Genomic DNA, 21,992 nt, shown 5'->3' with positions numbered 1-21,992 from the left:
CTAATTCTCCCTATCATAAATAAGCTCATCCATTGTGAGCTGCCTCTCGTCCGGCGCTTTATATTCACCGTCAAATATTATACGCTTTCCTCGATACCATTTTTTGAATCTTGGTTTCTGTTCTAAACTGACCATGATATATTGCATGCAATCCACCCCAAGGATAGCATGCTCGTATTTATGTATCGTGTCTTTGTCCACGTAATATCCATTTACCTCTTTCGGGCCATCCCTTAATTCCCTGTCCGTAACCTCTTCACGCTTCACTTCTGGCATAGGCATGTTTCGACTTCTCCTATACCTTGCTTTCGCAGGTGAATCATCTTCTCGGAAAGTCTTATCCGTTTCTTTGATGATATATTCGGCCAGCTTGATATAGTTCCCGGATGCATCTAACGGTTTTGGTGTAACCCATCCATGAGGCCAGTATTTTTCCAGTATTTCTAAATCTGTTCTGCTACAAACGACATGATGATGAATTCTTTTATGATTATACTCCGTAGCCGCAACCCATCGGAATATCTTTTTATTTTTTTTATGGTGCTCCCTTAGCTTCCGGATCAGCCTGTCCAGATCCTTTTTGGCCTCTGCCTTGCTTGGTTCATTAGCATAAGTCAGGGTAACCCACAAATCGCCTTTTCCAAAATATGTATTGAGTAGCGCGCAAAGTTTCCATGCAGCATTTCTCATATTCACTTTTTGCACAGTCTCCCTAGTTGGGTTTATTCGATTGTTTCTTTTATGACCTTTTTCAGTTTTAATTCTCGCATTTGCTACAAATCTTCTCATAAGTGTTTTTCCAGCAGCGATCGTATCTCTATAATATTTCATGGCTTGTCCTAACTTTAATACTCTTATCAAGTTTTAATGCGACCTACTTTCAGTCGCGTGGCTTTATATATGTAGAAAACTTTTTCTGATAGGTAGACCTGGAACAGTTTGTCCCAGGTTTTCTCTTTCCTATATATAATGTAGCTAAATTTCTATATCACTTTCAAAATCAATGCTATTGAGTGCATCCCGCAATTCGATAGCCTCTTCTTTTGTTAAAGTACATTGTTTTCGCTGATATTCATGATTAGGTCCCCATTTTCTTATGTCCAGCATTGGCTTCTGCCATCCCCATTTAATGAGGTTCAATTCTTTTCGTTCACCTTTCCTGTTCTCGCTAAGGATAGCAAGTTCCGCTATTATCTCGCAGTTGAGATCCTGCTTTTTATTTTCCTGCATTGTTTTGCCTCCCTTTGCTACTTTTTCGGTTTAGATATCTGCGACCTACAACAACGATCAGTGTAGCCACGATACTCATGGCCGTTATGGCTACCCACACCGTCCCGGCATTGACTTCAAACCATGCCGACAGGAGCATCATACCAATCCACATCCAGGCCATTACCGTTACGAATACTGCGGATAACGCGATCAGTTTAATGCAAAGTTGTGCAGTGTCATTGATAAATTTTATAAATTCGTTTCCTTTTCGCATCATTTCTGTCCTCTTTCTTCATACTCTCGGATTATTCTATTTAGGTTCTTTTTGCGCACTCTCCATTTTGGATGATGCAAGGCCAGCTTACGGATTTTGGGATCCGCTAGTTGTATGGCCATGCTTATTTTAAAATCCTTTTTTATAGTCTGTGCCATTTTTGTTACGCCTTTAATCATGTCTCTAAATGTTGTCATAAACCGCTTTGCAGCATTTGCAACCAGCTGTTCTAATTCCTGATTTTCTTTCATTTGCTTTCCTCTTGATCGTATGGGTATGGTGGTATTTCGTATGGATCAATATCCTCTTCAATATCTGTGGCATCCGGGCCTTCACCATAAAGTTTGGCGCATTTACATCCTATATTCATTTTGATCCTCCATATATCATCTTTACTTCCTATCTTCTTTATTAAGAGAAGTATTATATATACGATTCCGGCTGCTGCTGCTACACTAAGGCCGATTCCTATATCCCGCAAATACTTTGCCATCCATATCTTGATATACTCAGTCATCGGCTACCTCTCTTTCTCGATCCATTAATCTTTGCACGGAAAGCTTGTTGCATATTGCAACGAAATCTAAAATATCTACATCGTCACCTGTTATCTGCTTGTATATAACAAATAGTGCGTAAAACATAAAAGCTCTTCATTCTGCCCCCTCCAATTCTTCCAGCCGCATGCGGGCCATTTCTTCTGTTTTAAAATACTCTTTGCCTTCCTTGCAGCTATCGATTAAGTCGGTCCATTCATTGTCTTTATCGCAAGCTATGATCATCGGAATCTTGGATTCTCCGATTTTAAAATGATCGACCATGTATTCCTTAATACATTTCACAGGCTTCTTTCTTTTTTCTGTTTTAGTTTCTATGCAATATATTGCGCTTCCCGGTTCGCAGGGGAGAGAGATTTTTAATCCTTTGTCTCCCTCAGACCGGAGCCTGGCATTTTCTGCTTCCAGCTCTTTTACTTTTTGCAATAGTTGCTTTGTCTTAATTTTTTCGGTTTCCAGAAGCGATTGCAGACAATTGTTCGGATTGATCCTTGTCTGGTCCTTTAGCTTCTCAGCCTGCTGCCTTCCGTAGGATTGATAGGCAGGTTCTTCTCGTTTTTTTATGTAATTTGGTTATTTTATTTCGAACCCCTCTTGGCTGCATATTATATTTTTCTGCAATGGCTGGCACCGACATGCCATCATCCAGTTCCTTTTGTAATTGTTCATCGGTTATTTTAGGTTTTGACATATCTCTCACCTTTACAGTCGATCTATTAGACTTTGCAGCACCTGTTTAGTCGCATCCCGGAGTTTACGCTCTTGCTCTTTGTCCTCCAGGCCTATGTTTTCAATTGCGATGTCCACTTCCATAAAAGTCTTCTGAATCATATCCATTTTTATCTTTACGGCCGTTATATCGGCATTGTTGGATAGTGCCAGTTTTTTCTGCGTTTCGGCCAGTTTCTCTTCTAGGACCTGCTTGCTTTCTTCTACTGCTTTGATTCTCTCTGCTACCGCAGCCTCGGTTGCTTTTATCTTTTCGGCCTGAGCCTCCTCGACGTCTTTTCTGAGTGCTTCTTTCTTTTCTGCAATTGCTTCTTGGATCGCCTGTTCTTTGGCCTCCTGTTCTCTTCTCAGGTCTTCTTTGGCTTTTTCAGCAGCTGCTTGTTCTTCTGCAATCTGCTTTTCTAAGAGTGCAATTTTTTCTGGATCATCCTGTTTCTCTTTCATCAGTTCCAGTTCATCATCTAAATGACTGATGATTTCATTTTTTTCTGCTAATTCAGCTTCCTTTTCCTCCTTTTGTGCCTGCAGTTTGGCATGTGCCTCTTTTACGTCTTCCAGATATGCGTCTAATGAGGCGGCTCGGTTCTTCCATTCTTTGATTTCTGACTCTAATTTTTTGACGGTCATATTTTCAATATCATGTTCTTTTTCGAACTCTTCCACTTCATCTTCTGGTACCTGCAGCAGCGCCAAAGCCTTGGAAATACTTAAATGCGAAGACATCTTCGTATTTGCGTAGGGACTGTTTTCATCCCTGTAATTTTCGTGGATTTTTATAAAATTCTGTGCCTGCCTTGGGGTGTAATTCAGGTTTTCTTCACACCATGCGATCCAGTTTCCATGACCGACTTGTTCTTTTGCTTCCAGGAGCCTTGCGCCGATCTCAGCCGCTCCGTCGATGGCCGTTTTATATACCTGGGCCTCAATTGTTTTGATTTCTGATATGATGACCGGCAATGTCCGTTCTTGAACTACCTGGTAATCTGCATTTATGATATTTTCCATTATGCTGCCTCCTGTTGTTTTTTCATTTTTTTGTTCAAATGTTCTTCGTACCGTTCTAAAAATGCCTTTACTGTATCCGGGGCACTTTTGTTGTGTAGCCCGTGGCATTCTTTCAGCTTTATTCCGTCGTTGTTTAGATAAAAGGTTGCTGTGTAGTAGGGCGTCTCGAGCGCTCTTTCTTTCCGGATGAAGACGGTCAGGTATTTTCCTTCCGCCTGTTTTTCAATATAGACTGGATGGCTCCCCACGCAATGATGCAGACAGGTTCCTTCCTGTACAAAATCTTCCGCGCAACTTGGGAATACAACGGCAAGCCCTCGGTATGCGAATTGAATTTCTCTTCGATATTTTTCCGCCATCTGTTTTAAAATGTTATCTTTTTCCCGGTTGATCAACGCCTTCAGTTCTGCAGCAACTGCATCGTGCGCCGTTTTTATGTTCCGTGGGAAACGGTGGATCGTTGCGGTCAGGTCGATTTTTTGTTCCAGATGTTCATTGAGCCGTTCTGTCATTTCTATGTAGTCCACGTAAAGATTGATGCTCGTGCCATCTTGATCCATTAAATCTCGACTTTGCCTATGGAAATAATTAATTAATTTTTGCGGTGTCATATATTGTAATGCCGCTTTTATCTGCTTCCCTGTTGCATGGATCGCATCCAATTTTTGTACCTGTATTTCGTTTAATTGAATGCCGATCGCCTGGAGTTTCCAGGCCATTTCACATCCGTAGTCATATTTCCGAAACAACGGTTTGTAGTTTGGATCCACCCCTGTGATTTCCATGAATGAATTTCCTTTTGGATTGTCAGATAGGTCAATCCGTTCCGCTAAAGAGGTACAGCCGATCTTGAATAGTTGTTGGGCTGCTGGGTACGTTTTTGCATTTTCAAGTAGCCGATGTATATCATATCGGCCTTTTCCTTTCAGCCTGGTTAGGTTTAACCCATGTAGACCTTTCGGGAACAAAGCTTTCAAATTCCAAGTGTACAGGTGTGTTTTCTTCCCATAATCCCACTTTGCCTCGATCCAATCTGCATCATATCCGGTTGACCACCATTTATACCGGTAGGTTCTCTCCTCTGTTTTATATACGATGTACTCCGGTTCGTAATTATATTGTGGTTCCATATCTTTGTGATAGCTGCGCCGGATTTTTGCGAATACGGCGATCTCCGCCGCCCTGGTACGGCGGAACACACAGATGTGATCCTTTTCACGGATCGCCGACAGGTTTGCCTGTTTATATACAGTTGTCTGTGACTTGCAATGCGGGCATTCCCACCCGCTTTTATGTTTGGGTGGCGTTTCTACTTCCTTCTCATGGCCGCAGTGCAGGCAATGGATGGTGTATGTTTTTTTCCTGCCTTTTGGCAGTAATACGGAATATCGCCCAAACAGGTACCGATCGCAGAACTTTGGCAGGTCTGCGGGCGGGTCCGGGACTGCGTCAATATGACGCTGTATCCGCTTGTATTTGTTGTTTTCGTATTTCTGCCGTTTTCGTGCGTTTTTTGCTCCAAAATAGCCACTGATCAGATTCTCCGCCGAATGATGATACATCCAGAAGTCGTTGTCGAATTCCTTCGCCTTCTTCAGCTCCTCTTTCGAAAGGGTAGCCCCGCCAATTCTCCAGTCTTCCCGAATCTGGTTTGTGGTCCATGTGTCTTTTTCTGTGATGTATACAATACCGTTTTTCCCATCGCTGAAAAAACGGTATTCCAGATACCTCTCTGGTGAAAAAATGTTTATATTTAAAATCCCGTCCACAATATGCAGGTTTGCCATGCCATGGCCTTCTTCTTTTTCCGGACACTCTGGCACGGGGATTTGAAGCAGTTCTCTTTTTCTAAGCATAGCGGCCCCCTACATCAAGTCCAGGAGGTCAATCACCCGTCCAGGTGCGGCGGCCGGCGTGAGTCCTTTCTGGATCCCATAATAATTTTTGATGATCTCTTCCGCCTGCTGCGGGCCTATTACAGTCCGCCCCTTGCCCCTATGCTTGGATGCGTAGTCATCCATGGCCTTCTGGCATCCTCCTTCCCCTTACTCTGGTAATAAAAACTGCCTGCTCTCTAATTTTTCAAAGATTGTTTCGCCGCTTTCGTCTAACACCGCATATGGAAGAAAAACCTGCTCCATCTTGACTAATTCAATTTCGATTAGTGCCATCTGTGCCTCAACCCAATCTTTTAAAATTCTCCAGGCTACCCGTTCGGCCTGTTCCCTTGTCGTTTTAATCTGTTTTCGTGGATTTGATTTTTTCTCTCGGATGAGTACCGCCAGCGCGGCGTCAGTATTAACTGGCAACTTGATCGGCATTTGTCCGGTCGGTATTTCAACGATAAAACTGAGGCTTTCGATACTTCCATCATTGGTATAGTTCTTCAGAACAGATTTCGCCTTATGCTTTACCAGTATGTATTCAATCTCACTTACTGTTTTGTAAGCGTCTATCGTCGTCGTATAATTCAGTATCATGCATCCTCCTTTCCTCTGTCTCACATTTTTGCCAATGCAGGCATCGTACAAAATGGTCAACCGTCTTGCCTGTATCGTGTGTCTCGACCACAGGCTCAAAGGCGGTACAGTTGTGACAGTATGGAGCTACGACTAATCTGATCATTTTCCCTACACCTCCATTCTCACCTGCGCCATCGTGGCATCAAGCCGCTCCTGTGCAAGTTGGCAGTAATGCGGATCAATGATCGCCAGTTGAAAAAAATCATCCGGATATCGGCTCAATGCGTCCATGCAATCCATATTTACCAGGCGATTGATTCGGAACGAGTCTTTTGTTGTATGCATATCAGTCCGCCTCCGTATAATGATCCATCCGGCCTTGCGTCTCCCGGGTACAGTTATCACAGTATTTGTTGCTGTGGTCATCGTCGTAGACACATCCATCACAGGGCCGCCGGATCCGCTCCCATTTGTTTATGTAGTTCTGGGAGCATACCTTGCAAGGATGCTCCATGCTGCTCCGATCTCCATATGCGCAGTTATTGCAGCTCTTCTCACACATTTTCTGTTCCTCCTATTTTTCCAGCCACCAGTCCATGACTTCTTGTGCGCTACTCCATTTTGTGTTAAATCTCTCAGGGTTCGTTTTGTGGCTCTCAATAAGCATCTTTTCAAACGACTTCAAGTAAGCACGTTTGAATTTCGGATATTTTTCTAGCTCCTCAGCGGCCCCCTACATCAAGTCCAGGAGGTCAATCACCCGTCCAGGTGCGGCGGCCGGCGTGAGTCCTTTCTGGATCCCATAATAATTTTTGATGATCTCTTCCGCCTGCTGCGGGCCTATTACAGTCCGCCCCTTGCCCCTATGCTTGGATGCGTAGTCATCCATGGCCTTCTGGCATCCTTCCAGGGACTTGTCCGCTTGCAGAACCTGCCCATAATCGCCTGTGGCCTCTATGATATCGATGGTCTGTTGTCCTAGCATCTTCGTTGCTTCCTCTGTTTCTTCTTCGATTTCTCTGCGTATTTTTTCAATCGCTTTATCAATCATTGCAGCTCACCCCCGGATCTGGTATGCTATAAGTGGTGTTAGACTTGTCCTCCTTTGAGGACATTGCGGACTGATCGGCGGCAACCGGCAGTCCGCTTTCTATTTTTGTGATATATTTTGCGTTTTCATAGCTTTGATAGACCGCAACCCCCAGGATGATTAGGACGGTGATCAGCAGGGCAATCGCCCACATGGTCAGCTTCCTGTTTTCTCTTTTTTCCTCAAGCCGGATTGTCGCTTCATAGTTTGGGCATCCAACCTGTTCTATGTCCGGACATACCCTGTCTTTGCAAAGTCCGACTTGATACCGATAACAATCTCTGCAGCAAGTCCTTAGCCCTTCCGGGCAGCGATCACCATAACACTTCATAATAGTTCCCCCAATCTTTTTTCGAGTACGGCCAACTCTCGGCTGAGTTTATCAGCAGCCTTGGTCCAACCTCTTGTATAATATCGTTCCATTTTTCTTCGTGTGCTTTCTATCTGCTCCCGCAGCAGATTATCCGTTGTTTTATTTTGCATCCGAATTTTTGCAGCCGCAGCCTGTTCCTCTCTCCGGCGCAGCTGTTCTTTTTTGAGCAACTCGTTTCTGCGCTGCTCTTTAGCGGCCTCCTTGGCCAGATATTCCGGGTCATCCAAGACGCATGCACTTAACCGGCATTGTCCTTTTCCTGCGTAGATTTCTGTGCAGTCTGTATTCCTCTCCTTGCAGTACAATAACCCGTTACTCATAACAACCCTCCTCCCTTGCTGCTTTTAGCCCTGTCATAAAAGCCTGTATGTATTTTTCTTTCATGTTCCAGTCTATGTTGACCGGAGCTGTTGACATAGATAATTCATACAGCATGATTTCTGATGTCCGCCTGTCTTTTTGTACTTGTTTTTGTTTCTCTGTCTTCATTCTGTGTTCCTCCAAAATGCTTCATCTTTTGTATCCATGATCCAGCTATATAGCTTGCGGCGGCATTGCTCTAAACTTTGGTCCGGCCCCTCTCGCAGACATATAGGGCAGTTTGTGCAGTCGTAAGCAAGGTAGCACATCATGAGTGCCAGCTGTGCCGGATCGGCGGTTAATATTACTTCTAAATTAATCATCCAAGTAGTTCCTCCCTATAAGCTGCATCCATCCATCTCTTGCCTGTTCTGGGGTGAGTCCCAGTTCGATCTGCGCCTGGTCCTCGTAATCCCGTTGACATACCTGCCGGAGTTTTTTCAGTTCATTTGCCGCCCATTTCAGCGGATCCGGGAGCATCCCAGGAACATTCAGGCTTTCAAGTTTTTCCTTGTCTACGATACCGTGGAATAATTTATGTATTGGCATACAGAGATCGACTTGGAATCCATGGCTTATACTGATCTGTCGCAATGGATTGCCGTAAAACAACTCATGCCGTTCGGCGTATGGACGGCCGGTATAGTAACAATGTCGTTTAGGCTTGTCCTTCCATCCATTCTGTTTCCTCTTCTTTTTCTTTGTTGCCGGCTTTGGGTATGGGCAGGTCTTATAATAGCTATTCATGCTCCCTCCTTTATTACCTTTATCGTGTCTGTATGACGATGCACAATTTTCGTATAATCCTTTGTGCTTTCCAACACCAGCCAGTTCTTCGGATTCAGACGCCACTTCTTAATGAGCATCTTCGCCGGCGTGTTGGCTTCTTGGCTTGTCTCATCTACGCCTCCAATTCTGCTTTTTGCTGATCCATTCTCTTTATTTTCGTTTTTCCTCCTGCTCGCACAATAGCGATTGTGATCCCGTCGATTTTACAGGATGCCCTTTCTAGGAGTCCGTTAAAAACTGCCAGTGCCATTTGTGTGATGATCTCCTCCTGCTCTGGTTCCACTTGCCTCATACCGTAGTTCGGGGCATTTTTACCAACCACATCATTCAAATTTTTTAAAAGTGAGGCTTTCCGACGTTCTGTTTCTGCCCCACCGCAATCGCATTTTTCCGATATTTGCTCGTTGGCATCAATCTGATCCATGGCCATAATCGGCTGGATGTTGCCGCAATATTTGCATTGGCCTTCATATGTGTTCATTTCTATTTCTGACATGATCTCCTCCTTCTCGGCTTGTCTAACTGGTATTTTCCTATGTAAGTCTTTTTTTCGTCTGGGCGTACATCAGCCGTGTTGCGGTTTTATTGATATTTTCCCGTACTTTTTTCAATTCTTCGGAAGATTTGTCACGGTAAGCGGCATCGTCAATTTGGATTGTCGCACCATGCTTGTTTTTATATTCCTTTATAACCATGCTACTTACCTCCTTTCTCATATCTTATTTATATGTCTGCTTGTACTATTCAATATTTTTGCCTTTTGGATCACCAATTGCGCCCGATGCTCCTATGTGCAAGCGACTATACAAGTCTTCTGCCGTTTCAAAAACCACCCCATCAATTACTTTAAAATTCTTTGCATGTCTTATATCGCTCGTATGCTTACAACTTTCTATCGATTCTCTTGTACATTTCAAACAAGCGCGCCTGTCACAGATATATTTAATCGATATATCCGAATTTTCTCCTTGTCTAACCTCTTGCTCGTTTTTTATTTGTGCGTTAATATGAAGTCGCATATTATTTATTTCCTCAATATTTCTATTCAGCTTGAATGTAAGCCGCTCATTTTCTTTAATAAGTGCTTCGAGCTCATCTATTCCATTCAATTTAATTTCTACTTTTGCTTTCATTCTCTTTACCCCACCTCTTTGTTTGAGTACGTTTCGTGCTCATCATCTGCAAAAAAAATTTCATCTACCGTTTTGTTAAAGTAGCGCGCAATTCTAACTTTAACTTCATCTTTAGGGACTCTTTTTCCTGTAAGGTACATTCTTAGCGCTGAATAGCTTACATTTAAGTCCGTTGCCACCTGTTTCTTGTCTTTGTCCCCAATTAATATTTCTAGTCTTTTTCCAATTTCTTCAGCTTTCATTATCTTCACCTCCTTTTTAAGCACGTTTTGTGCTCAGTTAATATATACCATGGTTTTCTATTGTTTGTCAATATGATTTTGCACATTTTGTGCTTTTTTGTTTACAAAATGTCACGTTTTGTGTATAATCAAATAGTTAAGGAGGTCTAATACAATGGCAACATTTGCAGATGTATTTAAAGGTTTACGGCTGTCGAAAGAGTATACTCAGGAAGAGCTTGCGAATAGATTAGGTTTTTCTAAAAGTCGCATTAATATGTATGAGCGCGGGGAGCGAGAACCGAATTTCGAAACATTGGAATTAATTTCTGATTTTTTTAATGTAGATATGAATTATCTTTTAGGAAAAACCAACAAAACAACATTGGTACTTCCCGGTGTTGATTCCGCTCCTGATCAATATGAAAAATTTATATCACTCTTAGAACAGCTCAATGATAACGGGAGAAATCGTATGTTCGAGTATGCCGAATATCTTGTTTCCAGCGGCAAGTATACCAGAGATCCGGTAGATGACGCTATGGACGAATTAAGGGAGCAAGTTAAAACGGATAAGCGCGCCCTCTAAGGTGTGCTATATCTTATGTCTTAGAAAAATCACCCCCTCTGCAGATTTAGCGTTAGTTGATATGTACAAAGTACGTGTCTTTCTAATATAAATTCCATGCACTAGTGGGTTTTTGAAATAAACATAGATTATAGTCATTATCTCGCCTTCTTTCTTAAAAAAAACGGGCGCTCAATAATTGTAACGCTATAATGGCATAAATTGGTTTGGTAATATTATGTAATTTTAGGAGGTTGTCATGAAAAAAGCTTTAAGAATTATAGCATTTAGTATGATCCTATTTGTCGGATGTGCTTTTGCACTCCCTGGTCCACTTGGAACTCTCGAGTCCTATGCTGCCTCTAAGGTAAAAATCAGTAAATCTAAAGCTACCATTACAAAGGGTAAAACTTTGAAGTTAAAAGTGAAAGGCTCCAAAAAGAAAGTAAAATGGACGAGTAGCAAGAAAAAAATAGCTACTGTAAATAAAAAAGGTAAGGTGACTGCAAAGAAGGCCGGCAAGACTACAATTACCGCAAAAATCGGAAAGAAAAAATATCGATGCAAGCTCACTGTTAAGAACCCAGTTACAAAACTAAGTAAAGTGAGCCTCACTCTGAATCAGGGAGATACTTATAGATTAAAAGCTACTAGCAATGGCAAAAGCAAAACTGTATCATGGAAATCAAACGCTCCCTCTATAGCTGCTGTAGATGCGAACGGACTCGTAACGGCAAAAAAAGCAGGCACCTCAAAAATAACCGCCAAAATGAACGGGATCTCCAAGTCCTGTACTGTAAAAGTGTATGATCCTGCCGGAAGTAAATCAAATCCAATTCCTATGACCACCCAAGCTCTAAGCACTTCAAGATTAAATGTAACCTTAACAGAATTACAGCAGGGGAAAAATGCTGTAGCATATCTTAATGAAAAGTATAGGAGTATTGAGGAGTGGCGAGCATCACAAGATAACTGTCGTCTTGTTCTTATGGAATTTAATGTAAAAGTGAAATCAGGCTACAATATCTACCCATACAGCGGAAATTTTCTTTCTGGAGATGTAACCGCTGGTGTTTATGGGGTGTTCGATTGGAATACGTCAGATCAACTCCGTCCATTTAAAAACTTTTTTATTGGAGGTAATGATGAGTTAGGTTTCCTTCGTTTATATGATGGAGAATATGGCTCTGGTCGTATATGCTTCTACGTGCCTAATAATGTAACCTCCTACATAACAACTATTGACGGTTTGTGGGTTAGATTTGACTTATAAGCTGAGGTGAAATAAAATGGCATATTGTATGTATCTAAGAAAGTCCAGGGCGGACATGGAGGCAGAAGTGCGCGGCGATGGGGAAACCCTCACTCGCCACGAGCGAACGCTCTTAGAGCTTGCCGGAAAACTAAATGTTAATCTCACAAAAGTTTACAAAGAAATTGTATCCGGAGAGACTATAGCTGCCCGGCCTGTTATGCAACAACTTCTCAACGAGGTTCGTAAAGGTTTATGGGAAGGTGTACTTGTCATGGAGATCGAACGCCTGGCTCGCGGAGATACGAAAGATCAGGGAGCTGTCTCTGAGGCGTTCCAGATTTCCGATACACAGATTATTACACCAATCAAGACCTTTAATCCCTCCGATGAATATGATGAAGAATACCTTGAATTCAATCTCTTTATGAGTAGGCGGGAATACAAGACAATCAATCGCCGGATACAGCGAGGCCGAATCCGGTCTATCCGTGAAGGGAAATGGATTTCTCCAGAGCCTCCTTATGGCTATAATCGGGTACCGGTGCATGGAGATTCCGGCTATACGTTAGAACCGCGAGAGGATCAGGCGGAAGCTGTCCGCCTGATGTTTAGGTGGTACACAGAAGAACACCTTGGCGCCGATCGAATTGCGCAGCGCCTCAATGAGTATGGTTTTAAGCCAGCTCGATCTGATAAGTGGTCCAGGCTCACGATCCGCGGGATGCTTGCCAACCCTGTTTATGCCGGTATGGTCAAGTGGGGCGAACGCGCCGAAGTCAAAGAAATTGATGCACATGGAAACATTGTGAAAAGACGGCCTCATAATCCGAACTTGATTCTGGTTCAAGGCCTGCATCCTGCCCTGATCTCCATGGATCTCTTCAATGCTGCAAAAGAAGTCAGGAAGAATAATATCATTGGCCGCGCTCCTGGTAATCGAGTTCCCAAAAACCCTCTAGCCGGATTAATTGAGTGTGGTTGCTGCGGGCGAAAGATGCAACGCCAGGAAGAAAAGAAACGAAACAGTATCTGGCTGCATTGTGAAGGACAATATTGCGACAATATTTCCAGCCATTTTGAATACGTGGAAGAGGATATTATCGAGGCTCTGAAAGATCATCTTGACCGGCTCAAGTTCGAACCGATATCTGACTCGCCAACTGATCCTGATGCAGATATTCACGCAGCCATTGGCCGACATAATGAGGAACTTGAGAAAATTGAGAAGCAGATTCAGAGTCTGCATGATTTTTTAGAGCAAGGTGTATATACCATAGAAACATTCCTGGAGCGGCAGCAGCTCCTTGCTGGCAAGAAAAAAGATATCCAGATGGCCATTGCCGAACTGAACAAAAAATTTGATAAGAAGCGAGCTGCCATAAGCCGGGAAAAATATATACCTCAACTCGAACATGTGCTTGATGTCTATTGGCAGGTCGAAACGGCTGCGGAAAAAAACGCATTATTGAAAACGGTCTTAGAAAAATGCACTTATCTTAAAACTGAAAAGGGCGTGAATCATATGAGGGATTATACGTTAAAATTGTACCCTCTTTTAAAAATCTAATGACTTACTACATCGTTGTGGTAATGTATAGCCCCATTCATAGGTCATAGTCAAAATAAAATTTGCCGCCTGCCCCATCCCCCGATAATCATGGCCCTGATATAATAGTCCCGGCTGATCCGCTGATGTTTTTGGAGCCAACGCAACCGTAACCAAATATCCAGCCGCATTGAGCCGCTGCCGGGCTTTTCTTACCAGCTCCGTATACTGATCTCTATTTTCCGCAAGAACATATTCAAAGTCAAAATCTACGCCAAACATGCCTTTAGTCCGGATATTATCCAGTATATTATCGATCAATTGGTCCTGTGCCTGGGGATTTTCCAGCAGGGCTTTTGCCAGTTGATTGTTAAAAGCTCCCTGGCTGTCCAAAGGAGTCAGTACCATCAAAGACTGCACGCCCGCCGGTTGTGCGGCGCGAATTATATTTTCATCCATCAGATCGATCAGCTGCCCGTCTGCTGTGAAGCCGTAACTGAACGTAGAAACAAAGGTCAAGTCCGGCAGCCAGGCCTGCAGCGTCTCCGGCCCAATGCTGGGATATGCGTATCCGTTTACCAGGATCGTTTCCCGTTGTTGTTTTTCTACCATAAAAAAAACCACCTCCCGTTACAAGTTATGCAAATGAGAGGTGGTTTATCTCTTCTATTTGGCTTTTTTGCTGCTGTAAGAACTGTAGCTGCTGTATACGCGCTTACCCTTAACCGTTTTATAAGCTCTTACTTTATAGTAGTAGCGTTTGCCCTTCTTCAGCTTTTTGTTGGTGTATTTTCTGGTTTTGCTGCTCTTAATGGTTTTAACCGTCTTATATTTTCCGGATTTTTTTGTTGCCCGATAGACTTTATAACCGGATGCTCCCGAAACTTTTTTCCAGCTGACCGTAATTTTGCGTTTTCCGGCCTTGGTGCTGATGCTGGGCGTCTTTGGTTTTGGTTTTTTCGAAACCACCGACGAGAAAGAATAAGTAGTTCCGCCCTTATATGCGCGAACCTTATAGTAATAGGTCTTGCCGGCGGTCAGCTTACTGTTTTTATAGCTGGTCGTTCCGCTTCCTGCAGTCTTAATCTTTTTATACTTCCCATTTTTGCTGGTGGCCCGGTAAATCTGGTAGCCGGAAACTCCGGAAATCTTGTTCCATTTGACTGTCAAGGCATTGTAATTATTGTAAGACACACTAGCCCTTGGAATCCGCTTAACCATTTTGTTCAGATTACTCAGCTCAGTCTTGGCTCCGCTCCGGTACAAATCCTTGGCGCTGAACAGGGAATAGCCGTCACATCCATAGGAGCGGAGGATATTCAGCTGATCTGCCAGGTTGGTGGATTTCTTCTTCCAGCCGGGGTCATCGTTGTATTTTATGCCTGTCCGATACGACGCCAGGCCGATGTACATCGTGGTCCCGTTCTTATTAAGATTTTTCCATTGCTTGATCCGGCTTGTGAACATGTTCGTCTTTCCGCTGGAACCCCATTGGTCGGTCCAGTAAATTTGGGGCATGATATAGTCGATATATCCCGATGAAGAAAGCCATGTGTCTACATCGGCTCCCGCTCCACGGCAATTATCGATATTGCCTTGGGGACTGATACCGAACTGGGCGTTTGCCTTGATGGATTTGACCGTGCTGTAAACGGAGCGCACCATTTTATTCACATTGCTGCGCTGTGTCTTGGCGGAAGGCTCCTTAGTTGTTGTAACTTTGCCTTCAGGATTTTTATAGCCTTTTTTTGCATGGTAAAAATAATCATCAAAATGGATCCCGTCCACTCCATAGGCCATTACCTCTTTTACCGCAGTTTCAATCCTGCCTGTGGATTCATCCAGCGCCGGATCCAGGTAATAATCCATGCTGATGCGGTAGGGATTCATCCAGGCGTGAAGCTCCATTCCCTTTTGGTGGGCAAGGTCCACCATGATCCTGAGGGGATCAAAGGAATAGGTCTGCGCTGCTGTTTTCCCCGACGTACTCTTTGATGTCAGATATTTGGACGCCTTGAAGGTATTGCTCTTCCAAGCCGCGTCATCAAAGGCTCTGACGTGAAAATACACGGTATTGAGATTGTTGGACTTGGCCTTATCCAGAAAAGCCGAAGCCTTGGAACGGAAGGTGGATTCACTGTTTGTCTTCATGCCCAGTGAACTGAAGTCCACGTAGGCCAGCCAGACCGCTCTCACTTCCTGATTGCTGGCGGCGCTGACTTCCTCAGCTTTATTAAAAGGCAGCCCTCCTAATATCGTGGTAATTCCAAAGATACATACTGTAATGATTGCTATGACTCGTTTTTTCATTTTGCCCTCTTCATGGTATAAGAACTGTAACTGCTGTAAATCCGCTTGCTGTTCTTCACTTTGCAGCGAAAAGCGCTTTCAGCTTTATTATAAGGCTCCAATGCTATATAGTCAACATATGCTGGCCTGGCGCCTCACTTTTTCTCCAATTGGCGGCGATAGTTTTCCAATTCCGGCTGCGCACCTTTGCGGAAAAAGTCCTTTGCGCTGAACAAGGCAAAGCCTCCGCACGATTTCTGCCGCAGCTGGGCGATCTGTCCGGCCAGGATATTGCTGCGTTCGCCCCATCCGGGATCATCGTCCTCAGCCCTGCCCGTTCGATAAAGGGCCAGACCCGCATAAAGCGGAACATTGCTGTCATTGGCTGCAATCCATTCATCCAGAGTATCGGTAAACATTTTTGGGCGCCACTTGGCACTGTGTTCATCCGTCCAATAGATTTGGGGAACAATATAGTCCACGTATCCTTCCTCCGACATCCAAGTACGCACATCTGCCCCGATGGATTCACAATAACCTATATTCCCTGCAGGACTGATCCCAAACTGAAAATGATTGCCGCATGCCTTTACCTGTTGATAGACAGACCGGACCATACGGTTGACATTGGACATTTTTTCCTCAGCAGGCAGCTTGGAGTCCTCCCGGTAAAAATAATCATCAAAGTGGATCCCATCCACCTCATAGCTTTCCAGGACTTCCCGTACGCAGGAGAGAATTTCTTCCGTGGAAGCTTCCGCAGCCGGATCGAGGATTTTCTCGTCCAGGGTGTGATTTCGATAGGGATTGAGCCATGCATGAAGCTTCATATCGTATTTATGGGCCAGCTGAATCATGATCGCCAGCGGGTCGTAGGGAATCGCCTCTTCTTTGTCCCATATGTATTTGCTCATGGGAAAGGTTTCCGATGGATAGGACGCGTCCCGAAAAGCTCTGACGTGGAAATAAACCGTATTAATCGAGTTTTTCTCCGCCTGATCAAAAAAGGCTTGGGCGTTTTGGCGAAAATCGGCTTCATTTTGATTGTGCAGACCCAGGTCCTTAAAATCCACATAGGCCAGCCAAACTGCGCGGACTTCTTCCTGGGGCCGGCTCTGTTTGTTGTGGAATACGGATGCTGCGATGGCTGCTGCCAGCAGAAGCAAGACCAGGATCAGCACAGAGATCAGGATCTTTTCTTTTTTCGCCAGCCGGCGTTTTCTCCTTCTTCTCTTTTTCATACTAATCGATTCAGGGTTCCGCCGTTGATAAAGCTTTCCAGGTTGGCAGCGCAGGTATCGATGACAACCCGCCGCGTTTCCGCCGGACTGAATCCGATGTGGGGCGTGATGTAACAGTTTTCCAGCCCGATGAGCGGACTTCCTTCAAGAGGCGGTTCCTGCGCCAGTACGTCTAGTCCGGCCCCGGCCAGCTTTCCTGATTTGAGGGCTGCAGCTAAGGCCTCTTCATCCACCAGGCCGCCCCTTGCTGTATTGATCAGAATGGCCCCGTCTTTCATGCGGCTGATAAAGGATGCGTCGATTAGCTTTTCTGTTTCTGGCGTCAGCGGACAGTGGAGCGAAATCACATCGGATTTGATCGCTGCCTCCCGGTCCTGGCTGTAGACATGGACATTCATGCCCATGGCCCGAACGATTTCCGCCACTTTTTTTCCGATATTTCCATAACCGATGATGCCCATGGATTTGCCGGCCAGCAAAGTGATGGGAGTAGTGAGGAAGGTCGGTTCAGCAGAATCCCGCCAGTTTCCCGTGACCACTGATTGATGGTAGAGGTCCACACGATTTGTTACAGCAAGCAGCAGTGAGATGGCCTGCTGCGCCACAGCATCCGTAGAATAGGCCGGTACATTGGCCACCGCGATCCCCAGCTCCTTTGCCGCTGTCAGGTCTACATGGTTAAATCCAGTGGCGGCAATTCCGATAAACTTCAGAGATGGGCAGCTTTCAAGCCGCTCCCGGTCAAAGCAAAAAGCATCGATTAAAACCGCATCCACTCCTTGCATCCGCTCTTTCAGCTCGTCCGTTGACGTCTGTTTGTAATGTTCAAATTCACCCAGTTTTTTAACGGGCTCCCAGGAAAGGTCTCCGGGATTTACGATACCGCTGTCTAAAAAAACAATTTTCATTTAGTTCTCCTCATCCAGTTGTTTCAAAATTCCATTCATTTGGCGTTCCAGTTTTTTACTCTTCTTGCACTTTAAGGTTACAGTCAGATTGGAAAGGGTAAAGGCCTCTCGCACCAGCTGGGTAATATCGCCTGCTGTCGCATCGTAGAATTCCTTCCTGCGGTGCTCCAAATCGGGGCTGGTCCTGCCCAGGATATGGGCTTCATACGCCTGGGTCCAGTTCAGGTTGGAAGCATGGTCCAAAATCAGTTCGCTATTATCAATATAGACTGCTTTCACATAATCCAATTCGTCGGTGATTCCTTGCTTAAGCTCGCAGAACAAATCCACGACCATACTCACCGAGTCCAGCAGCCTGGAAGGCTGTACTTCATACTGAAAATAAAGGCTGCCAATATTGCTATACTGCTCCAGTCCCGGATCAAAGCTGTAAATATAACCGGATTTCTCGGAAAGGGCTTGGTGGATTTTCGAGTTTTCACAGTCAAAGAGGATATCGTAAAGCAGCATATAGGCTGCTTGGGAATATTTAGCGCTGTCGATGTCAAAGGAAAAACGCACCACCGTATCGGAACTGTTTTTTATAGCCAGATTGTTTGTCCTGTGAAAAAAATCTTCCGGCACCGGAGCCATATTCCTGCGGGCGGCTGAAGACGGTTTCAGCTGGTACCGCGCTGCTGCTTCTGCCAGATAGTCGATATCCGACTGCTGCGCGCATCCGGTCACGTAAAAAAACATATTGTTGGCCACGAAACATTCTTCGTGGGCGCTTTTGAGGGCTTTTTTGCCCATTCGATCCAAGGCTGTGCTTTTTCCGGTTATGGGCCGCACAAGCGGAGTTCCCTTCCAAATAATTTCATTGGTGAAGTACCCTAAAGATCCCTTCTCATCGTCTTCCCGGATCTCTGCTTTGATGCGTTTGCGCTCAATATCGATCTCCGCCGCCGGAAGCTGGATGGCTTCAAAAAGCTTGACAAAGACATCGATGGCTGCCCGGATATGCTTTTTGGCACCGGTGATCTCGAACTGGACGAATTCTTTATAAGTACAGGCATTAAACATCAGTCCCAGCCGATCCAGATAAGGATAGAGCTGTCCATCCATGAGCCAGTTGATATTGCGGATCACCACGTGTTCCAAAAAGTGGGTGATCCCGTTCTCATCTTCCGATTCATACAGACTGCCCGCCTTTACATAAAGTCCTATACAAAAACTATGCAGATGGCCGCCGGGATAGGAATAGATTTCAATCTGATTATCGGTAATAACTTTCTGCTCCATCTATTTTCTACTCTCCAGATATGCTGCCCTGCCTTCTTGATACAAATCCCCGCCGCAGCTGTCTAAAACCACTGTGACCGGAAACTCCTTCACCTCCAGTCTGCGGACAGCCTCGGCTCCCAAATCTTCAAAGGCGATGATCTGGGACTGGCAAACCCGCTGGGCCATCAGCGCCCCCGCACCGCCGATGGCGGCAAAATAGACGGCGCCGTTTCTCTGCACGGCTTCCTTTACTTCCTGAGAGCGCTGTCCTTTTCCGATCATGGCTGTTTCGCCCAAATCCAGCAGCGCGGGCGCATAAGCATCCATGCGATAGCTGGTAGTCGGGCCTGCGGAACCGATCGGATTGCCCGGTTTTTCCGGCGTGGGCCCCACATAATAAATGACGGCGTTCTTTATGTCAAAGGGCAGGCTTTCTCCCCGCTCAAGCATTTCCAGCATCCGCTTGTGGGCGGCATCTCTGGCTGTATAAATGGTTCCTGTCAGCAGGACGGTATCCCCCGCCTTCAAGTCCTTGAATTTTTCTGTGGTGAATGGTTCGCTGATTCTATGTTCCATATTTTTCTCCTCCGCTTCTCTACAGAATCCGCTGCGCATGGCGTGAAACATGGCAGTTGATATTGACGGCTACCGGAAGTCCTGCGATATGGGTCGGGGCAGTTTTTATTTTTACTGCCAGAGCCGTCGTCTCTCCGCCGAATCCCTGCGGCCCGATGCCTAGGGCATTGATCCGCTCCAGCAGTTCCGCTTCCATCTGTGCGTAATAAGGGTCGCTGTTTTCTTCATCAAAGGGGTACAGCAGCGCTTCCTTTGCCATCAATGCCGCTTTGTCAAAGGTTCCTCCAATGCCGACTCCGACTACGATGGGCGGACATGGATTTGCTCCCGCATCCTCACAGACTTTTACCACAAAGTCTTTTACGCCCTTCTCGCCGGCGGAAGGAGGCAGCATTTTGATCTGACTCATGTTTTCTGAGCCAAACCCTTTGGGTGCCAGAATAACCTTCACCTGATCTCCATCAACGATTTCGTAGTGGATATGCGCCGGGGTGTTGTCCTTGGTGTTGACTCTGCGAAGCGGATCCTTGACCACCGATTTTCTCAGATAGCCCTCGTCATAGCCCCTGCGGACCCCTTCATTCACCGCATCGTAAACAGATCCCCCCACCAGATGGACATCCTGTCCGATCTCTAAAAACACGCAGGCCATGCCGGTGTCCTGGCACAGAGGCAGAACGCCTTCTTCTGCAATGGCAATGTTCTCTTCTATTTTTTCCAATACGCCTTTAGCTACCGGCCATGGTTCTTTTTTTGCACGGCCAGAGATGGCGCACTTGACATCACTGCTGAGGAAATGGTTGGTTTCTTTCGCCATTTCCGCCACAGCGCTGGTAATCTCTTTTACGTCGAGTGTTCTCATAATTCCTCCCTCTTCTTTCCTGACATTTCATTCTTTTATAGTATACGCTAAAATCCATTGCTTAACAAGACAGGCCGTTTGATCCGGAAATCTCTTTTTATTCATATCAGGTCTTTTTGCCGCATACCATATTATGTACATTACCTTTGGAGGACGCGATGAGACGAAAAATAAGAAAGATGCGAAACAAAATTCATATACCCCAAATCAGGACAAGACGTAGAGGGCGTTCAGCCGGAAGCGGCCAATACAGGAAATTTCTCAAGCCAATATTGCTCAGTCTGATGACGGTCGTTTTCGTATTAGTGGTCGTTCCCTTCACTATCACGAAAGTCTTTATTCCCGAGACTCCTCCTGCGCCTGAAAAAACTCAGGACAAGGCGCAGACGGCTCCGGCCGGGCAAACAGTTAAAAAGGAAACGGCTCCTGCAAAGATCCGTGTATATCGAAAAGCTTCCGGGAAAACGGAATCCGTCGCCTTTGAGGATTATGTTAAAGGCGTTGTGGCCAGTGAAATGCCGTCCACCTTTGAAAAAGAAGCGCTGAAAGCTCAGGCAGTTGCGGCCCGCACCTATTCTTTATCCAGATATCTTGGCGCAAAAAAAAGCGGAAATCCCGGTACCCATTCAAAAGCGCCGGTATGCGATACGGTGCATTGTCAGGTTTATCAGGATGAAGCTGACTTGAAAAAATCCAAAGGCTCTAAATGGATGAAGTCGGATTGGAAAAAGATTTCGGCTGCGGTGGATGAGACCAAAGGCCAGCTATTATATTACGATGGGAAATTGGTAGAGCAGGCACTGTTCCACTCTTCCAGCGGCGGGAAAACCGAGAATTGCGAAGACGTTTTCTCAGCTTCCGTTCCCTATCTTGTCAGCGTAGAAAGTCCTTATGAAAACGAGGCCACTCACAAGCAAGAAAACACAACGCTTTCCATTTCAGACTTTGCTTCGAAAATGAAAACCGCTTATCCAAAAGCCGGTTATGGTTCAGTTTCTGCAGGCAGCATAAAAATCCTTTCCCACAGCAACGGCGGCCGGGTGGAGAAGATGCAGATCGGCGGCGGCACTGCCACAGGCAAACAGGTTCGCGAGGCTCTGGGGCTGTTTTCGGCTAATTTTAAAATCAGCATTTCTGGCAATAAGATCACCTTTACCACCACAGGCTCCGGCCACGGCGTGGGCATGAGCCAGTACGGGGCCAATGGTATGGCCAAAGCTGGTTACAGCTATAAAGAAATTCTGTCCCACTATTACAGCGGCACAGTCATTCTTTAAGG

At 45.2% G+C, this 21,992-nt stretch carries 35 protein-coding genes; 4 read left to right on the top strand and 31 right to left on the bottom strand.

Features of this window, described 5'->3' with window-relative positions:
• The 24 genes from LG211_RS19235 to LG211_RS19125 all read right to left on the bottom strand — a co-directional run bounded on the left by LG211_RS19235 (position 1) and on the right by LG211_RS19125 (position 10,226).
• Positions 1-831 (bottom strand): rolling circle replication-associated protein, encoded by an 831-nt coding sequence (locus LG211_RS19235; protein WP_269478232.1) that lies wholly within the window; start codon positions 829-831, stop codon positions 1-3.
• A 144-nt stretch (positions 832-975) separates the two neighbouring features.
• Positions 976-1,230 (bottom strand): YdbC family protein, encoded by a 255-nt coding sequence (locus LG211_RS19230; RefSeq protein ID WP_269478231.1) that lies wholly within the window; start codon positions 1,228-1,230, stop codon positions 976-978.
• The gene (locus LG211_RS19225) at positions 1,217-1,489 is read right to left on the bottom strand and encodes a hypothetical protein (protein ID WP_269478230.1); all 273 of its coding nucleotides are present in this window, start codon (positions 1,487-1,489) and stop codon (positions 1,217-1,219) included. The genes LG211_RS19230 and LG211_RS19225 overlap by 14 nt, the downstream gene beginning before the upstream one ends.
• Positions 1,486-1,737, bottom strand: coding sequence for a hypothetical protein (locus LG211_RS19220; RefSeq protein WP_269478229.1), 252 nt, complete (start codon positions 1,735-1,737; stop codon positions 1,486-1,488). Before LG211_RS19220 ends, LG211_RS19225 begins: the two co-directional genes overlap by 4 nt.
• A complete protein-coding gene (locus LG211_RS19215) occupies positions 1,734-2,003 on the bottom strand; it encodes a hypothetical protein (RefSeq protein WP_269478228.1) in 270 nt (89 codons plus the stop codon). The genes LG211_RS19220 and LG211_RS19215 overlap by 4 nt, the downstream gene beginning before the upstream one ends.
• A 136-nt stretch (positions 2,004-2,139) precedes the next feature.
• Positions 2,140-2,328, bottom strand: a complete 189-nt coding sequence (locus tag LG211_RS19210) for a hypothetical protein (protein ID WP_269478227.1) — start codon at positions 2,326-2,328, stop codon at positions 2,140-2,142.
• Positions 2,329-2,554: 226 nt separating this feature from the next.
• Complete coding sequence (locus LG211_RS19205; protein ID WP_269478226.1) at positions 2,555-2,734, bottom strand: hypothetical protein; 180 nt, start codon at positions 2,732-2,734, stop codon at positions 2,555-2,557.
• An 11-nt stretch (positions 2,735-2,745) separates the two neighbouring features.
• On the bottom strand, positions 2,746-3,777 hold the full coding sequence (locus tag LG211_RS19200) for a DUF3102 domain-containing protein (protein WP_269478225.1): 1,032 nt from the start codon (positions 3,775-3,777) through the stop codon (positions 2,746-2,748).
• Positions 3,777-5,633 (bottom strand): PcfJ domain-containing protein, encoded by a 1,857-nt coding sequence (locus LG211_RS19195; protein WP_269478224.1) that lies wholly within the window; start codon positions 5,631-5,633, stop codon positions 3,777-3,779. Before LG211_RS19195 ends, LG211_RS19200 begins: the two co-directional genes overlap by 1 nt.
• Before the next feature lie 9 nt (positions 5,634-5,642).
• Entirely contained in the window at positions 5,643-5,798 is a 156-nt protein-coding gene (locus tag LG211_RS19190) for a hypothetical protein (protein ID WP_269478223.1), read from the bottom strand.
• A gap of 24 nt (positions 5,799-5,822) precedes the next feature.
• Positions 5,823-6,257 carry a hypothetical protein gene (locus LG211_RS19185; RefSeq protein ID WP_269478222.1) on the bottom strand — a complete coding sequence of 145 codons (435 nt, stop codon included), beginning with the start codon at positions 6,255-6,257 and terminating at the stop codon, positions 5,823-5,825.
• A gap of 150 nt (positions 6,258-6,407) precedes the next feature.
• The gene (locus LG211_RS19180) at positions 6,408-6,584 is read right to left on the bottom strand and encodes a hypothetical protein (protein ID WP_269478221.1); all 177 of its coding nucleotides are present in this window, start codon (positions 6,582-6,584) and stop codon (positions 6,408-6,410) included.
• A 1-nt stretch (position 6,585) separates the two neighbouring features.
• The gene (locus LG211_RS19175) at positions 6,586-6,801 is read right to left on the bottom strand and encodes a hypothetical protein (protein ID WP_269478220.1); all 216 of its coding nucleotides are present in this window, start codon (positions 6,799-6,801) and stop codon (positions 6,586-6,588) included.
• A 171-nt stretch (positions 6,802-6,972) separates the two neighbouring features.
• Positions 6,973-7,290 (bottom strand): hypothetical protein, encoded by a 318-nt coding sequence (locus LG211_RS19170; RefSeq protein WP_269478219.1) that lies wholly within the window; start codon positions 7,288-7,290, stop codon positions 6,973-6,975.
• Entirely contained in the window at positions 7,283-7,660 is a 378-nt protein-coding gene (locus LG211_RS19165; RefSeq protein WP_269478218.1) for a hypothetical protein, read from the bottom strand. The genes LG211_RS19170 and LG211_RS19165 overlap by 8 nt, the downstream gene beginning before the upstream one ends.
• Positions 7,657-8,022, bottom strand: a complete 366-nt coding sequence (locus LG211_RS19160; RefSeq protein WP_269478217.1) for a hypothetical protein — start codon at positions 8,020-8,022, stop codon at positions 7,657-7,659. The genes LG211_RS19165 and LG211_RS19160 overlap by 4 nt, the downstream gene beginning before the upstream one ends.
• Positions 8,015-8,191 carry a hypothetical protein gene (locus LG211_RS19155; RefSeq protein ID WP_269478216.1) on the bottom strand — a complete coding sequence of 59 codons (177 nt, stop codon included), beginning with the start codon at positions 8,189-8,191 and terminating at the stop codon, positions 8,015-8,017. The genes LG211_RS19160 and LG211_RS19155 overlap by 8 nt, the downstream gene beginning before the upstream one ends.
• Positions 8,188-8,385, bottom strand: a complete 198-nt coding sequence (locus LG211_RS19150; RefSeq protein WP_269478215.1) for a hypothetical protein — start codon at positions 8,383-8,385, stop codon at positions 8,188-8,190. Before LG211_RS19150 ends, LG211_RS19155 begins: the two co-directional genes overlap by 4 nt.
• Positions 8,378-8,809, bottom strand: coding sequence for a hypothetical protein (locus LG211_RS19145; protein ID WP_269478214.1), 432 nt, complete (start codon positions 8,807-8,809; stop codon positions 8,378-8,380). The genes LG211_RS19150 and LG211_RS19145 overlap by 8 nt, the downstream gene beginning before the upstream one ends.
• Positions 8,806-8,928 (bottom strand): DUF6906 family protein, encoded by a 123-nt coding sequence (locus LG211_RS20180; protein ID WP_417448611.1) that lies wholly within the window; start codon positions 8,926-8,928, stop codon positions 8,806-8,808. Before LG211_RS20180 ends, LG211_RS19145 begins: the two co-directional genes overlap by 4 nt.
• Before the next feature lie 35 nt (positions 8,929-8,963).
• On the bottom strand, positions 8,964-9,347 hold the full coding sequence (locus LG211_RS19140; protein ID WP_269478213.1) for a hypothetical protein: 384 nt from the start codon (positions 9,345-9,347) through the stop codon (positions 8,964-8,966).
• Positions 9,348-9,384: 37 nt separating this feature from the next.
• Entirely contained in the window at positions 9,385-9,546 is a 162-nt protein-coding gene (locus tag LG211_RS19135) for a hypothetical protein (RefSeq protein ID WP_269478212.1), read from the bottom strand.
• Positions 9,547-9,591: 45 nt separating this feature from the next.
• Positions 9,592-9,984, bottom strand: a complete 393-nt coding sequence (locus LG211_RS19130; RefSeq protein ID WP_269478211.1) for a hypothetical protein — start codon at positions 9,982-9,984, stop codon at positions 9,592-9,594.
• Positions 9,985-9,989: 5 nt separating this feature from the next.
• A complete protein-coding gene (locus LG211_RS19125; protein ID WP_269478210.1) occupies positions 9,990-10,226 on the bottom strand; it encodes a helix-turn-helix transcriptional regulator in 237 nt (78 codons plus the stop codon).
• 154 nt (positions 10,227-10,380) lie between these two features.
• On the opposite strand from LG211_RS19125, the gene LG211_RS19120 reads away from it, so the two are divergent.
• The 3 genes from LG211_RS19120 to LG211_RS19110 all read left to right on the top strand — a co-directional run bounded on the left by LG211_RS19120 (position 10,381) and on the right by LG211_RS19110 (position 13,595).
• Positions 10,381-10,794, top strand: coding sequence for a helix-turn-helix domain-containing protein (locus LG211_RS19120; RefSeq protein WP_269478209.1), 414 nt, complete (start codon positions 10,381-10,383; stop codon positions 10,792-10,794).
• Positions 10,795-11,032: 238 nt separating this feature from the next.
• Positions 11,033-12,046, top strand: a complete 1,014-nt coding sequence (locus LG211_RS19115) for an Ig-like domain-containing protein (protein ID WP_269478208.1) — start codon at positions 11,033-11,035, stop codon at positions 12,044-12,046.
• A 16-nt stretch (positions 12,047-12,062) separates the two neighbouring features.
• Entirely contained in the window at positions 12,063-13,595 is a 1,533-nt protein-coding gene (locus tag LG211_RS19110; protein WP_269478207.1) for a recombinase family protein, read from the top strand.
• On the opposite strand, the gene LG211_RS19105 is transcribed toward LG211_RS19110, so the two are convergent.
• The 7 genes from LG211_RS19105 to LG211_RS19075 form a co-directional block, all read right to left on the bottom strand.
• On the bottom strand, positions 13,584-14,186 hold the full coding sequence (locus LG211_RS19105; protein WP_269478206.1) for a glycosyl hydrolase family 18 protein: 603 nt from the start codon (positions 14,184-14,186) through the stop codon (positions 13,584-13,586). The two genes, LG211_RS19110 and LG211_RS19105, sit on opposite strands and share 12 nt — an antisense overlap.
• 54 nt (positions 14,187-14,240) lie before the next feature.
• On the bottom strand, positions 14,241-15,884 hold the full coding sequence (locus LG211_RS19100; protein WP_253020184.1) for a family 10 glycosylhydrolase: 1,644 nt from the start codon (positions 15,882-15,884) through the stop codon (positions 14,241-14,243).
• A 134-nt stretch (positions 15,885-16,018) separates the two neighbouring features.
• Positions 16,019-17,104, bottom strand: coding sequence for a glycoside hydrolase family 10-like protein (locus tag LG211_RS19095; protein ID WP_253020185.1), 1,086 nt, complete (start codon positions 17,102-17,104; stop codon positions 16,019-16,021).
• Positions 17,101-18,012 carry a D-2-hydroxyacid dehydrogenase gene (locus LG211_RS19090; protein ID WP_148397185.1) on the bottom strand — a complete coding sequence of 304 codons (912 nt, stop codon included), beginning with the start codon at positions 18,010-18,012 and terminating at the stop codon, positions 17,101-17,103. The genes LG211_RS19095 and LG211_RS19090 overlap by 4 nt, the downstream gene beginning before the upstream one ends.
• Positions 18,013-19,293: a M16 family metallopeptidase gene (locus LG211_RS19085; RefSeq protein WP_148397184.1), complete on the bottom strand. Its 1,281-nt coding sequence runs from the start codon at positions 19,291-19,293 to the stop codon at positions 18,013-18,015.
• Complete coding sequence (locus tag LG211_RS19080) at positions 19,294-19,851, bottom strand: Fe-S-containing hydro-lyase (protein WP_253020186.1); 558 nt, start codon at positions 19,849-19,851, stop codon at positions 19,294-19,296.
• A 19-nt stretch (positions 19,852-19,870) separates the two neighbouring features.
• Complete coding sequence (locus tag LG211_RS19075; protein WP_269478205.1) at positions 19,871-20,713, bottom strand: fumarate hydratase; 843 nt, start codon at positions 20,711-20,713, stop codon at positions 19,871-19,873.
• 158 nt (positions 20,714-20,871) lie between these two features.
• Between LG211_RS19075 and spoIID the strand changes: the two genes are divergently transcribed.
• Complete coding sequence (gene spoIID, locus LG211_RS19070) at positions 20,872-21,990, top strand: stage II sporulation protein D (RefSeq protein ID WP_269478204.1); 1,119 nt, start codon at positions 20,872-20,874, stop codon at positions 21,988-21,990.
• Positions 21,991-21,992 lie beyond the last annotated feature (2 nt).

The sequence above is a fragment of the Hominibacterium faecale genome, assembly GCF_020734085.1.
Taxonomy (GTDB): domain Bacteria; phylum Bacillota; class Clostridia; order Peptostreptococcales; family Anaerovoracaceae; genus Hominibacterium; species Hominibacterium faecale.
This window is presented reverse-complemented; position numbering and strand designations above follow the sequence as displayed.

Excerpts from the sequence above, each read along its gene's own strand:
- LG211_RS19235 (WP_269478232.1), bottom strand. The coding sequence starts at position 831 with ATGAAATATTATAGAGATACGATCGCTGCTGGAAAAACACTTATGAGA.
- LG211_RS19230 (WP_269478231.1), bottom strand. The coding sequence starts at position 1,230 with ATGCAGGAAAATAAAAAGCAGGATCTCAACTGCGAGATAATAGCGGAA.
- LG211_RS19225 (WP_269478230.1), bottom strand. The coding sequence starts at position 1,489 with ATGATGCGAAAAGGAAACGAATTTATAAAATTTATCAATGACACTGCA.
- LG211_RS19220 (WP_269478229.1), bottom strand. The coding sequence starts at position 1,737 with ATGAAAGAAAATCAGGAATTAGAACAGCTGGTTGCAAATGCTGCAAAG.
- LG211_RS19215 (WP_269478228.1), bottom strand. The coding sequence starts at position 2,003 with ATGACTGAGTATATCAAGATATGGATGGCAAAGTATTTGCGGGATATA.
- LG211_RS19205 (WP_269478226.1), bottom strand. The coding sequence starts at position 2,734 with ATGTCAAAACCTAAAATAACCGATGAACAATTACAAAAGGAACTGGAT.
- LG211_RS19200 (WP_269478225.1), bottom strand. The coding sequence starts at position 3,777 with ATGGAAAATATCATAAATGCAGATTACCAGGTAGTTCAAGAACGGACA.
- LG211_RS19195 (WP_269478224.1), bottom strand. The coding sequence starts at position 5,633 with ATGCTTAGAAAAAGAGAACTGCTTCAAATCCCCGTGCCAGAGTGTCCG.
- LG211_RS19190 (WP_269478223.1), bottom strand. The coding sequence starts at position 5,798 with ATGGATGACTACGCATCCAAGCATAGGGGCAAGGGGCGGACTGTAATA.
- LG211_RS19185 (WP_269478222.1), bottom strand. The coding sequence starts at position 6,257 with ATGATACTGAATTATACGACGACGATAGACGCTTACAAAACAGTAAGT.
- LG211_RS19180 (WP_269478221.1), bottom strand. The coding sequence starts at position 6,584 with ATGCATACAACAAAAGACTCGTTCCGAATCAATCGCCTGGTAAATATG.
- LG211_RS19175 (WP_269478220.1), bottom strand. The coding sequence starts at position 6,801 with ATGTGTGAGAAGAGCTGCAATAACTGCGCATATGGAGATCGGAGCAGC.
- LG211_RS19170 (WP_269478219.1), bottom strand. The coding sequence starts at position 7,290 with ATGATTGATAAAGCGATTGAAAAAATACGCAGAGAAATCGAAGAAGAA.
- LG211_RS19165 (WP_269478218.1), bottom strand. The coding sequence starts at position 7,660 with ATGAAGTGTTATGGTGATCGCTGCCCGGAAGGGCTAAGGACTTGCTGC.
- LG211_RS19160 (WP_269478217.1), bottom strand. The coding sequence starts at position 8,022 with ATGAGTAACGGGTTATTGTACTGCAAGGAGAGGAATACAGACTGCACA.
- LG211_RS19155 (WP_269478216.1), bottom strand. The coding sequence starts at position 8,191 with ATGAAGACAGAGAAACAAAAACAAGTACAAAAAGACAGGCGGACATCA.
- LG211_RS19150 (WP_269478215.1), bottom strand. The coding sequence starts at position 8,385 with ATGATTAATTTAGAAGTAATATTAACCGCCGATCCGGCACAGCTGGCA.
- LG211_RS19145 (WP_269478214.1), bottom strand. The coding sequence starts at position 8,809 with ATGAATAGCTATTATAAGACCTGCCCATACCCAAAGCCGGCAACAAAG.
- LG211_RS20180 (WP_417448611.1), bottom strand. The coding sequence starts at position 8,928 with ATGCTCATTAAGAAGTGGCGTCTGAATCCGAAGAACTGGCTGGTGTTG.
- LG211_RS19140 (WP_269478213.1), bottom strand. The coding sequence starts at position 9,347 with ATGTCAGAAATAGAAATGAACACATATGAAGGCCAATGCAAATATTGC.
- LG211_RS19135 (WP_269478212.1), bottom strand. The coding sequence starts at position 9,546 with ATGGTTATAAAGGAATATAAAAACAAGCATGGTGCGACAATCCAAATT.
- LG211_RS19130 (WP_269478211.1), bottom strand. The coding sequence starts at position 9,984 with ATGAAAGCAAAAGTAGAAATTAAATTGAATGGAATAGATGAGCTCGAA.
- LG211_RS19125 (WP_269478210.1), bottom strand. The coding sequence starts at position 10,226 with ATGAAAGCTGAAGAAATTGGAAAAAGACTAGAAATATTAATTGGGGAC.
- LG211_RS19120 (WP_269478209.1), top strand. The coding sequence starts at position 10,381 with ATGGCAACATTTGCAGATGTATTTAAAGGTTTACGGCTGTCGAAAGAG.
- LG211_RS19115 (WP_269478208.1), top strand. The coding sequence starts at position 11,033 with ATGAAAAAAGCTTTAAGAATTATAGCATTTAGTATGATCCTATTTGTC.
- LG211_RS19110 (WP_269478207.1), top strand. The coding sequence starts at position 12,063 with ATGGCATATTGTATGTATCTAAGAAAGTCCAGGGCGGACATGGAGGCA.
- LG211_RS19105 (WP_269478206.1), bottom strand. The coding sequence starts at position 14,186 with ATGGTAGAAAAACAACAACGGGAAACGATCCTGGTAAACGGATACGCA.
- LG211_RS19100 (WP_253020184.1), bottom strand. The coding sequence starts at position 15,884 with ATGAAAAAACGAGTCATAGCAATCATTACAGTATGTATCTTTGGAATT.
- LG211_RS19095 (WP_253020185.1), bottom strand. The coding sequence starts at position 17,104 with ATGAAAAAGAGAAGAAGGAGAAAACGCCGGCTGGCGAAAAAAGAAAAG.
- LG211_RS19090 (WP_148397185.1), bottom strand. The coding sequence starts at position 18,012 with ATGAAAATTGTTTTTTTAGACAGCGGTATCGTAAATCCCGGAGACCTT.
- LG211_RS19085 (WP_148397184.1), bottom strand. The coding sequence starts at position 19,293 with ATGGAGCAGAAAGTTATTACCGATAATCAGATTGAAATCTATTCCTAT.
- LG211_RS19080 (WP_253020186.1), bottom strand. The coding sequence starts at position 19,851 with ATGGAACATAGAATCAGCGAACCATTCACCACAGAAAAATTCAAGGAC.
- LG211_RS19075 (WP_269478205.1), bottom strand. The coding sequence starts at position 20,713 with ATGAGAACACTCGACGTAAAAGAGATTACCAGCGCTGTGGCGGAAATG.
- spoIID (WP_269478204.1), top strand. The coding sequence starts at position 20,872 with ATGAGACGAAAAATAAGAAAGATGCGAAACAAAATTCATATACCCCAA.